Annotated in this window: 11 protein-coding genes and 1 other RNA gene; 9 read left to right on the top strand and 3 right to left on the bottom strand. The window is 61.0% G+C overall.

Annotated elements, in window-relative coordinates; genetic code table 11:
- Positions 1-16 precede the first annotated feature (16 nt).
- Entirely contained in the window at positions 17-1,690 is a 1,674-nt protein-coding gene (recN, locus tag DM374_RS05210) for a DNA repair protein RecN (RefSeq protein WP_110968930.1), read from the top strand.
- Between the two features lie 63 nt (positions 1,691-1,753).
- Here recN and fur read toward each other — a convergent pair whose 3' ends face one another.
- The gene (gene fur, locus DM374_RS05215; protein ID WP_095159723.1) at positions 1,754-2,158 is read right to left on the bottom strand and encodes a ferric iron uptake transcriptional regulator; all 405 of its coding nucleotides are present in this window, start codon (positions 2,156-2,158) and stop codon (positions 1,754-1,756) included.
- Between the two features lie 97 nt (positions 2,159-2,255).
- On the opposite strand from fur, the gene DM374_RS05220 reads away from it, so the two are divergent.
- A complete protein-coding gene (locus DM374_RS05220) occupies positions 2,256-2,777 on the top strand; it encodes an outer membrane protein assembly factor BamE (RefSeq protein WP_110968931.1) in 522 nt (173 codons plus the stop codon).
- A 148-nt stretch (positions 2,778-2,925) separates the two neighbouring features.
- Here the strand turns inward: DM374_RS05220 and DM374_RS05225 are convergent, their stop codons facing one another.
- Positions 2,926-3,360, bottom strand: a complete 435-nt coding sequence (locus DM374_RS05225) for a type II toxin-antitoxin system RatA family toxin (RefSeq protein WP_110968932.1) — start codon at positions 3,358-3,360, stop codon at positions 2,926-2,928.
- Positions 3,361-3,569: 209 nt separating this feature from the next.
- Between DM374_RS05225 and smpB the strand changes: the two genes are divergently transcribed.
- Positions 3,570-4,052 carry an SsrA-binding protein SmpB gene (gene smpB, locus DM374_RS05230; RefSeq protein ID WP_095159720.1) on the top strand — a complete coding sequence of 161 codons (483 nt, stop codon included), beginning with the start codon at positions 3,570-3,572 and terminating at the stop codon, positions 4,050-4,052.
- A 79-nt stretch (positions 4,053-4,131) separates the two neighbouring features.
- Here smpB and DM374_RS05235 read toward each other — a convergent pair whose 3' ends face one another.
- Complete coding sequence (locus DM374_RS05235; RefSeq protein WP_095159719.1) at positions 4,132-4,899, bottom strand: GntR family transcriptional regulator; 768 nt, start codon at positions 4,897-4,899, stop codon at positions 4,132-4,134.
- A 254-nt stretch (positions 4,900-5,153) separates the two neighbouring features.
- On the opposite strand from DM374_RS05235, the gene DM374_RS05240 reads away from it, so the two are divergent.
- The 6 genes from DM374_RS05240 (at position 5,154) to DM374_RS05265 (ending at position 13,261) form a co-directional block, all read left to right on the top strand.
- A complete protein-coding gene (locus tag DM374_RS05240) occupies positions 5,154-6,821 on the top strand; it encodes a lactate permease LctP family transporter (protein WP_110968933.1) in 1,668 nt (555 codons plus the stop codon).
- 69 nt (positions 6,822-6,890) lie between these two features.
- A complete protein-coding gene (gene lldD / locus DM374_RS05245) occupies positions 6,891-8,036 on the top strand; it encodes an FMN-dependent L-lactate dehydrogenase LldD (RefSeq protein ID WP_095159717.1) in 1,146 nt (381 codons plus the stop codon).
- Between the two features lie 79 nt (positions 8,037-8,115).
- Complete coding sequence (locus tag DM374_RS05250; protein ID WP_110968934.1) at positions 8,116-10,926, top strand: FAD-binding and (Fe-S)-binding domain-containing protein; 2,811 nt, start codon at positions 8,116-8,118, stop codon at positions 10,924-10,926.
- A gap of 126 nt (positions 10,927-11,052) precedes the next feature.
- Positions 11,053-11,331, top strand: a complete 279-nt coding sequence (locus DM374_RS05255) for a hypothetical protein (RefSeq protein ID WP_095159715.1) — start codon at positions 11,053-11,055, stop codon at positions 11,329-11,331.
- Positions 11,332-11,427: 96 nt separating this feature from the next.
- Positions 11,428-11,819, top strand: a transfer-messenger RNA (tmRNA) gene (gene ssrA / locus DM374_RS05260).
- A gap of 185 nt (positions 11,820-12,004) precedes the next feature.
- The gene (locus DM374_RS05265; RefSeq protein ID WP_110968935.1) at positions 12,005-13,261 is read left to right on the top strand and encodes an integrase domain-containing protein; all 1,257 of its coding nucleotides are present in this window, start codon (positions 12,005-12,007) and stop codon (positions 13,259-13,261) included.
- The last annotated feature ends 3 nt before the right edge of the window (positions 13,262-13,264 follow it).

The raw sequence follows: 13,264 nt of genomic DNA on the forward strand, positions 1-13,264 counted from the left end.
TCTGGGAGCCGCCCGAATGCTGGTGCACCTGTCCATCCACAATTACGCCATCGTCGAACACCTCGACCTCGAACTCGCCCGAGGCATGAGCGTCATCACCGGCGAAACCGGTGCTGGCAAATCGATCATGCTCGATGCGCTTGGCCTGACGCTGGGTGATCGTGCCGACAGCGGCGTGGTGCGCCCCGGCGCGGACAAGGCCGACATCCTCGCGACCTTCGATCTGATCGACATTCCTGAAGCACGCACCTGGCTGGCCGAACGCGACCTCGACAGCGACGGCCCGTGCATTTTGCGCCGGGTCATTACCGCCGAGGGCCGCAGCCGCGGCTATATCAACGGAACGCCCTGCCCGCTGAGCGATCTCAAGGCGGTCGGCGAATTGCTGATCGACATCCACAGCCAGCACGAACACCAGTCGCTGCTGAAAACCGACACCCACCGTCGCCTGCTCGATGAATACGCCGGCGCCACCGATCTTGCCCGCCAGGTGCAGATGGCAGCCCAGCGCTGGCGCCAGACGCGCGCGGAGCTGGACCGACTGTGCAACTCCGGCGACGAGCAGCGCGCGCAGCACCAGTTGCTCAGCTATCAACTGGAAGAGCTGGACAATCTCGGCCTCGGCGAAAACGAACTGGAGCAACTGGAACAGGAACACAAGAACCTGACCAATGCCGAAGCGCTGTTCGGCATCTGCCGCCAAGTGATCGACCACTGTAGCGAAAACGATTCGGGCAACGTGCTCAGCGCACTGACTGTCAGCCTCAACCGCCTGACTGCGATAAACAACGCACCGCACGCCCTGGGCGAGGCTGCCAACCTGATTGCCAGCGCACAGATCCAGGTAGAGGAAGCGGTGGGTGAACTCAACCGCTTCCTCGACAATTTCGATGCTGACCCGGCGCGCCTGCAACAGCTGGAAGAACGCCTGGATACGCTCTACACCCTGGCGCGCAAGCATCGCGTACACCCCAGTGAATTGATCAGCCTGCAACAACGCCTGGGCGAAGAACTGGAAAGCCTCAATGCCAACGATGAATCCATCGAGCGACTGGAAGAAGAACTGAAGGCGTATGCCCGTCATTACCAGGAGAAGGCCAGCGAGCTCAGCGGGCTGCGCCGGAGCGCGGCCAATCAGCTTGCCGCTGCGGTAGAAGTTGAAATTCAGCGCCTGGGGATGCCCGGAGGACGCTTCTGTATCGAGCTACGCCCTGGCAACGGCGACGACCTGCACCCACACGGCCTGGAACAGGTGGAACTGCTGGTCAGCGCGAACCCCGGCCAACCGCTCAAGGGCCTGGCAAAAGTGGCGTCTGGGGGCGAGCTGTCACGCATCAGCCTGGCCATCCAGGTGATCACCGCACAGACCTCACGCATCCCGACACTGGTATTCGACGAAGTGGATGTGGGGATCGGCGGTCCTACCGCAGAAATAGTCGGGCAATTGCTGCGCCGACTGGGCGAGCGCGGCCAGGTACTGACCGTCACTCACCTGCCGCAGGTTGCCGCGCAAGGTCATCACCACCTGTTCGTGCACAAGGTACGCAACAGCGATGCTACCCACACCGCAGTTGCCAGCCTGGGCAAGCGCGAACGTGTCGAGGAAGTCGCCCGCATGCTCGGCGGCATCGATTTGACCAAGGAATCTCTGGCCCACGCCAAGAAAATGGTCGTGACCAGCAAAGCCTGACCCCGGAAAGCACGAAGGCGACCCTGAGGTCGCCTTCGAAGCTTTTGCCGCAAGCGCTAGCGCTTACTTCTTCTTGCGTACGTACAGCACCAGATTGTGATCAACCAGCTCGTAACCGTGCTGGGCAACAATTTCTTTCTGGCGCTTCTCGATTTCGGGATCGAAGAACTCGATCACCTCACCGGATTCCACGTTGACCATATGGTCGTGGTGGCCACCGTCGGCCAGTTCGAATACCGCATGACCGCCGTCGAAGTTGTGACGCACGACCAGACCGGCCGCCTCGAACTGGGTCAGAACACGGTACACCGTGGCCAGGCCAACATCTTCTCCAGCTTCCATCAATGCCTTGTAGACATCTTCAGCGCTCATATGGCGCTGCTCGGTGGAGTCGAGCATCTGTAGGATCTTGACTCGAGGCAGGGTTACCTTGAGACCGGCTTTGCGCAGTTCGCTATTTTCAACCATGGTCAGCTTTCTCGCCGATGCTGCTTCGCAGCTTCTCTGAATACGGGTATGATCGGGGTTTACGTTGTCCAGCCAAGATAGTGGAAGTCGCCCACCGATGCAAAACACCAAGCTCTTGCTAACCAGCCTCACCCTCGTGGGACTGCTCGCACTCGCCGGTTGCTCGTTTCCCGGGGTTTACAAAATCGACATCCAGCAGGGCAATGTCGTGACGCAGGACATGATAGACCAATTGCGCCCCGGAATGACCCGTCGGCAAGTACGGTTTATCATGGGCAACCCGCTGATCCAGGATACGTTCCATACCAATCGCTGGGACTATCTGTATAGCCTGCAGCCAGGCGGCGGCGAGCGCCAACAGGAACGCATCAGTATTTTCTTCAACGAGAGCGACCAATTGGCCAGCCTGTCCGGCGACTTCATGCCGGGCGTGAGCCGCGACCAGGAAATCCTCGGCAGCGAGAGAAACACCACCGTCACCCAGCCTGAACAACAGGTCACGCCGGTGAAAGTGGACAAGCCAGCACGCCCCGGCTCGCTGGAAGACAAGATCCAGCGCGACGTCGATACCATCGAAGTCATGCCCGTCCCGGTTCAGGAACCACTGCAAACGCAGTAACCCGAAGCCACAAAAAAAGCCCGAACATGTTCGGGCTTTTTTACGTCTGCCTTCTGCGCCTGACGCTCTTGAAGACCCTTCTCACCTTGTCAGCCGCTGCTTGCGCGCCGCCTTGGCATCCGCCACAAGCGGTCGGCGCAAAACCCTCTCACCCGTTGAGCTGCTTGGCCCGCTGACAGAACGCATCGACCAGCGTGTTGGCGGCCTGGTTGAACAGCGGCCCCAAGGTCGCGCGCACCAGCGCCCCGGAATATTCGAAGGACAGATCGAGACTGATCTTGCAGGCCTTCTCCCCCAGCGGCTTGAACACCCAGAGCCCGTGCAACTGACTGAACGGCCCTTCCTCCAGATTCATTTCAATGGACTGCCCCGGCACCAGCACATTCTGGGTTACGAAATGCTGACTGATACCGCCCTTGGCCACCTCGACCTTGGCCCGCATATGCGTCTCGCTGACTTCCAGCACCGTGCTCGCCGAGCACCAGGGCAGAAACTCCGGATAGCGCGCAACATCGTTGACCAGATCGTAGAGTGACCGAGCGGGATAAGGCAGCAGGGCCGACCGTTGAATATGGGTAGTCATCCAGGCGTCATTTCCAAAACTGAGCGAAAAAAGCAAACCGGCGCCACTAGAACAAAGAATGCGGCACCCGGCAACCGGCCAAATGCCACATCACTGATGACAGCGGAGTGGCCGAAAAATGCGCGCATTGTCCGGGATTCAATGCGACGGCTCAAGCTCACCACTCCCCCGTAGCCGACGACGCAACGACTGCCTATAATGCCGCCCCTATGGCCAAACAAACGAAACATCCGACAGGGACCATCGCGCAGAACAAGAAAGCGCGACACGATTACTTCATCGAACACAAATTCGAGGCCGGACTGGTCCTGTCCGGTTGGGAAGTAAAGAGCCTGCGTGCCGGCAAGGCGCACCTGGTGGACAGCTACGTGCTGCTCAAGGACGGTGAAGCCTGGCTGATGGGCAGCCACATCACTCCGCTGACGGCAGCCAGTACCCACGTCATTGCCGACCCGACACGCACCCGCAAGCTGCTGCTCAATCGCCGCGAGCTGGAACGTCTGTTCGTGGGCGTGCAGCAGAAGGGCTATACCTGCGTCGCACTGTCCATGTACTGGAGCAAGCACTTGATCAAGTGCGAGATCGCTCTGGGCAAGGGCAAGAAGGAATACGACAAGCGCGATACCCAGCGCGAGCGTGATTCCGATCGCGAACTGCAGCGCGCAGTGCGCAACAAAGGACGCGAAGACTGAGTCATCTGCATTCAGTCTTTCAGGGCCTCATCGCTGGCCGGGCGGCGTGCCGCTTGCCAGCGATGGCCGTGCACAGCATTCAACGCCCCTTGCGCCGCTCCGCTCGCGCCACCCGCTGAACTTCCTGCCTCACCTCCTCCAACACTTCCTGCACATACAGAATGTGTCGGCTCGACACTTCGCGAGCGTCCTGCGCGCGTCCTTCGACAATCGCCAGATACAGATCGCGGTGCTGACTGATCAGCATGTCGCGGGTTTCCGTGCGCTGCTTGTACATCCCACCGATGTTGGTCACCACGTTGCGCTTGAGCAGATCGAACAGCCCGCGAATGGTGTGCAGCAACACCGCGTTATGACTGGCCTCAGCAATCGCCAGATGGAAGCGCGCATCCGCAGCGCCCTCTTCCGCCCGGCTGACTTCATCGCACCGGGTGTAGCAGTCCTGCAAGGTATCGAACGCTGCCTTCAGCCGCTCACGATCCACATCCGTGGCGCGCATGGCCGCGTAATACGCGCATGACGCCTCAAGGGTATGGCGGAACTCCAGCAGGTCACGCTGGGCCTCGGGATTGTTTTCGAGCAGTTGCAGCAACGGATCACTGAACGTCGTCCCCAGCGATTCGACCACATAGTTACCACCACCCTGGCGGCTGACCAGCATGCCTTTGGCCACCAGCTTCTGGATTGCCTCGCGCAACGACGGGCGCGACACGCCGAACTGTTCAGCCAGCACCCGCTCGGCCGGCAAGCGCTCGCCGGCGGTCAGGGTGCCCTCAAGAATCATTCCTTCCAGCCGCTCGACGATATCGTCGGACAAACGGCGCTGGCGGACCTGGTCGAAAACCATCACGTGCTCTCCACAATCCCGAGTCAGTTCGGGGCCGTCTATTTTGGCCTATCCGGCCACCCGTCACACCACTCAGTTGGCAAGTTTCCTTACCACTCAGTCAGATCCGTCCGACGGCATCAGACGAAAGTTTTGCCGGGACAAATTGACACACCTATAACGAGGCTTTTAACCTAGCGCCTCGACATTGTAAATTGGTATTACCAATTAACCAATGCCAGTGCCTGACCAACAACAATTAGGGGCCACCCAACATGCAAACATGGCAACAAATCTATAGCCCGCTTGGTAGTCTCGGCCTGTCCGCACTGGCGGCGGTCATTCCTATCGTGTTCTTCTTCCTGGCGCTGGCCGTGTTCCGTCTCAAGGGACACATCGCGGGCAGCATCACGCTGGGCCTGTCGATTCTGGTAGCGATCTTCGCCTTCCAGATGCCTGCCGACATGGCGTTCGCTGCCGCCGGTTACGGCTTCGCCTATGGTCTGTGGCCCATTGCCTGGATCATCGTCGCCGCGGTCTTCCTGTACAAACTGACGGTCAAGAGTGGCCAGTTCGAAGTGATCCGCAGCTCGGTGCTGTCGATTACCGACGACCAACGCCTGCAAGTGCTGCTGATCGGCTTCTGCTTCGGCGCCTTCCTTGAAGGTGCGGCCGGCTTTGGTGCGCCAGTGGCCATCACCGCCGCTCTGCTCGTGGGCCTGGGCTTCAACCCGCTGTACGCCGCCGGTCTGTGCCTGATCGCCAACACCGCACCCGTCGCCTTCGGCGCCCTGGGTATCCCGATCATCGTCGCGGGCCAGGTCACCGGTATCGATGCGTTCCACATCGGCGCCATGACCGGTCGTCAACTGCCGCTGCTGTCGCTGTTCGTACCGTTCTGGCTGGTGTTCATGATGGACGGCCTGCGCGGCGTGAAGGAAACCTGGCCTGCCGCCCTGGTTGCCGGCCTGAGCTTCGCCGTTACCCAGTACTTCACCTCGAACTTCATTGGTCCAGAGCTGCCGGACATCACCTCGGCCCTCGCCAGCCTGATCTCCCTGACCCTGTTCCTGAAGGTCTGGCAGCCCAAGCACTCGTTCACAACCGCCACCGGCAGCGTCGGTGCCGCCGTGGTCAATACCGGTAGCCAACCTACGCCGTACAGCCTGGGTGAAATTTTCAAGGCCTGGTCGCCGTTCCTGATTCTGACCGTGCTGGTCACCATCTGGACCCTGAAGCCATTCAAGGCCGCATTCGCCTCTGGCGGCGCGATGTACAACTGGGTGTTCAACTTCGCCATCCCGCACCTGGATCAACTGGTCATCAAGACCGCACCGATCGTCACCGCACCAACCGCGATGCCGGCGGTGTTCAAGCTCGACCCGATCTCCGCCACCGGCACCGCGATCTTCATCTCGGCGCTGCTGTCGATGCTCGTCCTGAAGATCAATTTCAAAACTGGTCTGACCACTTTGAAAGAAACCTTCTACGAGCTGCGCTGGCCGATCCTGTCCATCGGCATGGTTCTGGCGTTCGCCTTCGTCACCAACTACTCGGGCATGTCGTCGACCATGGCCTTGGTACTGGCCGGCACCGGCGCCGCGTTCCCGTTCTTCTCGCCGTTCCTCGGCTGGCTGGGCGTGTTCCTGACCGGTTCGGACACCTCGTCCAACGCCCTGTTCAGCTCGCTGCAAGCCACCACCGCCCACCAGATCGGGGTCAACGACACCCTGCTGGTCGCGGCGAACACCAGCGGTGGCGTGACCGGCAAGATGATTTCCCCGCAATCCATCGCCGTGGCCTGCGCCGCCACCGGCCTGGTTGGCAAGGAATCGGATCTGTTCCGCTTCACCCTCAAGCACAGCCTGTTCTTCGCCACCATCGTCGGCGTGATCACCTTGGTCCAGGCCTACTGGCTGACCGGCATGCTTGTTCACCACTAAAGTGACAGGGGCCGGGCGCGTCACGGCGCGCCCGGCAGCCGCCTTCTCACACAAACGCTGCGAGACCCCATGATCATTTCCGCCTCCACCGACTATCGCGCCGCGGCCCAGAGCAAGCTGCCGCCATTCCTGTTCCATTACGCCGACGGTGGCGCATACGCCGAATACACCCTGCGCCACAACGTCGAAGACCTGGCCAGCATCGCTTTGCGTCAGCGCGTTCTGAAGAACATGTCCGAACTCAGCCTGCAGACCCGGCTGTTCGATGAAACCCTGAACATGCCGGTCGTGCTGGCTCCGGTCGGCCTGACCGGCATGTACGCCCGCCGTGGCGAAGTCCAGGCTGCCCGCGCGGCCGCCGCCAAGGGCATTCCCTTCACCATGTCGACGGTCTCGGTCTGCCCGATCGAAGAAGTTGCCCCGGCCATTGACCGGCCGATGTGGTTCCAGCTTTACGTGCTCAAGGACCGCGGCTTCATGCGCAACGCCCTGGAGCGTGCCAAGGCTGCCGGCGTGAAGACCCTGGTGTTCACCGTCGACATGCCGGTTCCCGGCGCTCGCTACCGCGATGCCCACTCCGGCATGAGCGGACCGAACGCGCCGCTGCGCCGCGTCTGGCAAGCCATGACTCACCCGCAATGGGCGCTCGATGTCGGTCTGCTGGGCCGTCCGCACGACCTGGGCAACATCTCCAAATACCGTGGCAACCCCACCGGTCTGGCCGACTACATCGGTTGGCTGGGTAACAACTTCGACCCGTCGATCTCCTGGAAAGACCTGGAGTGGATCCGCGAATTCTGGGACGGCCCGATGATCATCAAGGGCATCCTCGATCCGGACGACGCCCGCGACGCGGTGAAATTCGGCGCCGACGGCATCGTCGTGTCGAACCATGGTGGTCGCCAGCTCGACGGCGTGCTGTCCAGCGCCCGCGCCCTGCCGGCCATCGCCGACGCGGTGAAGGGTGACATCACCATCCTCGCCGACTCCGGTATCCGCAGCGGCCTGGACGTGGTGCGCATGATCGCCCTCGGTGCCGACACCGTGATGATCGGCCGCGCCTTCCTCTATGCCCTGGCCACCCACGGCGAGGCCGGCGTACGCAACCTGCTGGACCTGTTCGAGAAAGAAATGCGCGTGGCCATGGTGCTCACGGGCGCCAAGTCCATCAGCGAAATCACTCGCGACTCGCTGGTCCGCGAACTGGGCGCCTGATAGCGCGCCCACACCCCACACCGCCTGATTGACCGGGGCACGCGGCGCGCCAGACGCCGCGGCCCCGCGAGGAGACTGCATGAGCCTGCCCGCCTCGTTCCTGCGCGACGCCGAGCAACTGATTCCCGCCGACCGCCGCTTCGACGACCCGACCTCCACCCTGGCCTTCGGCACCGATGCCAGCTTCTACCGGCTGATCCCCAAGCTGGTGGTGCGCGTCGAATCCGAGGACGAAGTGGTCGGCCTGATCCACCTGGCCCAGCGCGACCGCGTCCCGGTCACCTTCCGCGCCGCCGGCACCAGCCTGTCCGGACAGGCCATCAGCGACTCGGTGCTGATCGTTCTCGGTGACAACTGGAACGGCCGCGAGATTCGCGGCCAGGGCGAGCAGATCCGCCTGCAACCCGGCGTCATCGGCGCCCAGGCCAACGCCTGGCTGGCACCGTTCGGCCGCAAGATCGGCCCGGACCCGGCCTCGATCAACGCCTGCAAGATCGGCGGCATCGTCGCCAACAACGCCAGCGGCATGTGCTGCGGCACCGCACAGAACACCTATCACACCCTGGCCGGCCTGCGCCTGGTGCTGGCTGACGGCACGCGCCTGGACAGCGAAGATCCGGCCAGCGTCGCCGCCTTCGAAAACAGCCACGCCGACCTGCTGAACGAACTCGCCCGCCTCGGCCGCGAGACCCGTGCCAACACCGAACTTGCTGACCGCATCCGGCATAAATACCGACTGAAGAACACCACAGGTCTGTCCCTCAATGCGTTGGTGGACTACGACCAGCCGCTCGACATCCTGCAGCATCTGCTGGTCGGCTCCGAAGGCACGCTGGGCTTCATCAGCGCCGTGACCTACGACACCGTCGTCGATCACCCGCACAAGGCGTCTGCGCTGATCGTCTTCCCGACCGTGGAAAGCTGCTGCAAGGCCGTCACCGTGCTCAAGCAACAGCCAGTCTCGGCAGTGGAATTGCTCGACCGTCGCAGCCTGCGCTCGGTGCAGAACAAACCGGGCATGCCGGAATGGGTGAAAGAGCTGTCGGACAACGCCTGCGCCCTGCTGATCGAATCCCGCGCCGCCAGCCAGAGCCTGCTACATGAGCAACTGGGGCTGATCATGGCCTCCATCGCCGAGTTCCCTCTGGAACAGAAAGTCGACTTCAGCGAAGACCCGGCGGTGTACAACCTGCTGTGGAAAATTCGCAAAGACACCTTCCCCGCTGTCGGCGCAGTGCGTCAGACCGGGACCACGGTAATCATCGAAGACGTCACCTTCCCCGTCGAACAATTGGCCGAGGGCGTCAACCGACTGATCCAGTTGTTCGACAAGCACCATTACGACGAGGCGATCATTTTCGGCCACGCGCTGGAAGGCAACCTGCACTTCGTCTTCACCCAGGGCTTCAACAGCGCTGTAGAAGTCGCGCGCTACCAGGCCTTCATGGATGACGTGGCACAGCTGGTGGCCGTGGAGTTCGGCGGCTCGCTCAAGGCCGAGCACGGCACCGGGCGCAACATGGCACCCTTCGTGGAGCTGGAGTGGGGCAACGACGCTTACCAATTGATGTGGAAGCTCAAGCGTCTGCTCGATCCCAACGGCATCCTCAACCCGGATGTAGTGCTCAGCGAAGACCCGGATATCCATCTGAAAAATGTGAAACCGTTGCCGGCCGCCGACGAGATCGTCGACAAGTGCATCGAGTGTGGTTTCTGTGAACCGGTCTGTCCGTCCAAGGGGCTGACCCTCAGCCCGCGCCAGCGCATCGTCATGTGGCGGGACATTCAGGCGCGCAAGCGCGCCGGCGAAGATACCGCGGCGCTGGAGCGCGACTATCAGTACCAGGGCATCGACACCTGCGCCGCCACCGGGCTCTGCGCCCAGCGCTGCCCGGTCGGGATCAACACCGGCGAGCTGGTGAAGAAACTGCGCGGTGAAGTGGCCCATCACGGCAAGACCGCCGACTGGCTGGCGGAGAATTTCCACACCGCCCTCAGTGGCGCGCGACTGACCCTGCGTGTCGCCAATGGCGCGCGCCGTCTGCTCGGCGCACCGCGCCTGAGCCGCATCAGCCGCTCGTTGAGCAAGGTCAGCAACGGCCGCTTGCCACAGTGGACGCCGGCCATGCCGCAACCGCTGAAGAATCCGCTGGTGAGTGTCGCCAGCCATGATGCCCGGCCTCGCGTGGTGTACCTGGCGGCGTGCGTGTCGCGGGTGATGGGCCCGGCGGCAGCGGATCGCGAACAGACCTCGCTGCTGGACAAAACCCGCGGCCTACTGGAAAAAGCCGGCTATCAAGTGATCTTCCCGGACAACCAGGACAGCCTCTGCTGTGGCCAGCCGTTCGCCTCCAAAGGCTACGCCGAACAGGCCGAGCACAAACGCCAGGAGCTGATCAGCGCCCTGCTGCATGCCAGCCGTGGCGGCCTTGATCCGATCTACTGCGACACCAGCCCGTGCACCCTGCGCCTGGTGCAGGATTTGGCCGACACTCGCCTGGACATGTACGACCCGGTGCGCTTCATCCGCACCCACCTGCTGGACAAGCTTGAGTTCACGCCGCAGGACGCCCCGATTGCCGTGCATGTGACCTGCAGCACCCAGCACCTGGGCGAGAGCCAGGCACTGATCGACCTCGCACGGATGTGCAGCAAGGACGTGGTGATTCCGGAAGGTATTCATTGCTGCGGGTTTGCCGGCGACAAGGGCTTTACCACGCCGGAACTGAATGCCCACTCGCTGCGCAGCCTGAAGGATGCCGTGCAGTATTGCAGTGAAGGGATTTCCACCAGCCGTACCTGTGAGATCGGCCTTTCCAACCATGGCGGGATCGACTATCACGGGCTGGTCTATCTGGTGGACCGGGTGACTCGCGCTCGCGCGATCTGAGGCAATCGCGGCGGGCCGTTACCGGTCAACGGCCCGCCGCGAGATTCATCTGAACCCCTGGCAAGCGGCGAAGTCCATCCTGATAGGCCCCATCTTCCCGAGGCCTTCCCAGCCAAGGAGATTCACATGAAGCGTACTGTGATTACCGGACTGTTCATGAGCGCCGCACTGCTTGCCTCCCCTGTGTTTGCCGCAGACGACCTGTGTGCTGCGAACCTGCAGAAAATCGACGACCAAGCGGCCACCCTCAGCACGACCTCGGAAAACCTCGCCAAGTCAGTCAAGGAACAAACCGACGACGCCCGCGCCGCCCAGGCGGCAGGCAACGACAAGGACTGCATCGCCCTCACCACGAAGGCCCTGAAGGATCTGGAAGACAGCACCAAAGGCGGCGGTAACCAGTGAGCCAGCGCGTCCGGGCGATGGTGTACGTCGCCCGGATGATGGCGTATACTCCGCCTCACGCGCTTGATAAAGGCGCTCAGCTAGAGAGCAACAATTGGGGCCGATTAGGATTCGACGCCGGTAGTGAAACTCTAGGTGCATGCCGAGTTGGTAACAGAACTCGTAAATCCACTGTTGCAACTTTCTATAGTTGCCAATGACGAAAACTACGAGGGCTACGCTCTCGCTGCGTAAGCAGCCGAGCCCGCTCTTCTGGTAGCTTCGGCTCCAGCAATCACTAGGGGATGCCTGTAAACCCGAAGTGATTGTCATACAGAACAGGATCGCCGTGCAGTACGTTGTGGACGAATCGGCTAAAACTTACACAACTCGTCCAAAGCACCCTGCCCGTCGGGCGGCTGCGGATTAACTCAGTAGACACGGCTAAGCATGTAGTACCGACAGCGGAACATTGGCGGACGGGGGTTCAAATCCCCCCGGCTCCACCAAATTTACATCTAAAGACGTCCACGGACGTCTTTTTTTGTGCCTGAAATCCAGCAAAATCAAGGCTTTAGGGTCTATTAGCGTCCATGGACGTCCGGCACAATCCACGACATCGGGTATTCCAGATGGTATTCCAAGCCCTTCAGTGGTAGTTTTTGGAATACCAATTGATGTCATGGAACACCTCATGTGCGCCCAAGCCACCCGCCTCTCTGACCGCCAGCTCAAAGCGGTAAAGCCGAAAGACAAAGACTACGTCCTCAGCGATGGAGACGGTTTGCAGCTGCGCGTGAGGGTCAATGGTTCTACGCTCTGGAATTTCAACTATCGGCAGCCGATCACCAAGAACCGCATCAATATGGGCCTCGGCACCTATCCAGAGCTCTCACTCGCGCAAGCCAGGAAGAAGACGGTCGAAGCCAGAGAGCTTCTCGCCCAGGGCATCGATCCGAAAGAACAACGTAGCGAGTTGGAGCAGACAAAAAGGCAGGCAACCGAGCACACGTTCGAGAACGTGGCATCTGCCTGGTTTGAACTGAAAAAAGATTCGGTCACTCAGGCGTATGCCGAGGACATCTGGCGCTCTCTTACGCGGCATGTCTTTCCATCGCTGGGAACAACACCTATCTCGCAGATCAATGCCCCGAGGGTCATCGAGCTGCTGCGCCCTCTGGAAACCAAAGGCAGCCTGGAGACCGTGAAGCGACTGACCCAACGACTCAACGAGATCATGACCTACGGCGTGAACTCGGGAATGATCTTCGCCAACCCGCTCAGTGGTATTCGGGCCGTTTTCAAGAAACCGAAAAAACAAAACATGGCAGCCCTCCGTCCGGAAGAACTGCCAGAGCTGATGATTGCCATTGCTAATGCGAGCATAAAAAGAACAACGCGCTGCCTGATCGAATGGCAACTTCACACAATGACTCGCCCAGCGGAAGCCGCTACGACATCCTGGGCTGACATCGATCTAGACAAGAAAATCTGGACGATCCCAGCGGAGCGGATGAAGAAGCGACGTGCGCACGTCATACCACTGACTGAACACGCACTTGCTCTGCTGGAGACAATAAAGCCCTACAGCGGCCACAGAGAATACGTGTTCCCAGCTGACAGAGACCCACGGGATCATTGCAATAGTCAGACGGCAAACATGGCCCTGAAACGTATGGGATTTGAAGGTAGATTGGTGAGCCACGGCATGCGCTCCATGGCCAGTACGATCCTGAACGAAGAAGGATGGGAACCTGAGCTTATCGAGGTCGCACTTGCGCACGTAGACAAAGACGAGGTACGCAGCGCATACAACCGAGCGGACTACATTGAGCGCAGACGCCCTATGATGATCTGGTGGAGCGAACACATTCAAAAAGCCGCCACTGGCAGCCTGTCCGTCTCTGCCATCCAGGCGCCTAGAGACTTAAAAATAGTATCGATGGGCTGATTC

It is taken from the genome of Pseudomonas huaxiensis (genome assembly GCF_003231275.1).
Classification (GTDB): Bacteria; Pseudomonadota; Gammaproteobacteria; order Pseudomonadales; family Pseudomonadaceae; genus Aquipseudomonas; species Aquipseudomonas huaxiensis.

Coding starts and splice junctions, on each gene's coding strand:
- DM374_RS05240 (WP_110968933.1), top strand. CDS start 5,154: ATGCAAACATGGCAACAAATCTATAGCCCGCTTGGTAGTCTCGGCCTG.
- DM374_RS05220 (WP_110968931.1), top strand. CDS start 2,256: ATGCAAAACACCAAGCTCTTGCTAACCAGCCTCACCCTCGTGGGACTG.
- lldD (WP_095159717.1), top strand. CDS start 6,891: ATGATCATTTCCGCCTCCACCGACTATCGCGCCGCGGCCCAGAGCAAG.
- DM374_RS05225 (WP_110968932.1), bottom strand. CDS start 3,360: ATGACTACCCATATTCAACGGTCGGCCCTGCTGCCTTATCCCGCTCGG.
- DM374_RS05265 (WP_110968935.1), top strand. CDS start 12,005: ATGTGCGCCCAAGCCACCCGCCTCTCTGACCGCCAGCTCAAAGCGGTA.
- DM374_RS05235 (WP_095159719.1), bottom strand. CDS start 4,899: ATGGTTTTCGACCAGGTCCGCCAGCGCCGTTTGTCCGACGATATCGTC.
- recN (WP_110968930.1), top strand. CDS start 17: ATGCTGGTGCACCTGTCCATCCACAATTACGCCATCGTCGAACACCTC.
- DM374_RS05250 (WP_110968934.1), top strand. CDS start 8,116: ATGAGCCTGCCCGCCTCGTTCCTGCGCGACGCCGAGCAACTGATTCCC.
- DM374_RS05255 (WP_095159715.1), top strand. CDS start 11,053: ATGAAGCGTACTGTGATTACCGGACTGTTCATGAGCGCCGCACTGCTT.
- fur (WP_095159723.1), bottom strand. CDS start 2,158: ATGGTTGAAAATAGCGAACTGCGCAAAGCCGGTCTCAAGGTAACCCTG.
- smpB (WP_095159720.1), top strand. CDS start 3,570: ATGGCCAAACAAACGAAACATCCGACAGGGACCATCGCGCAGAACAAG.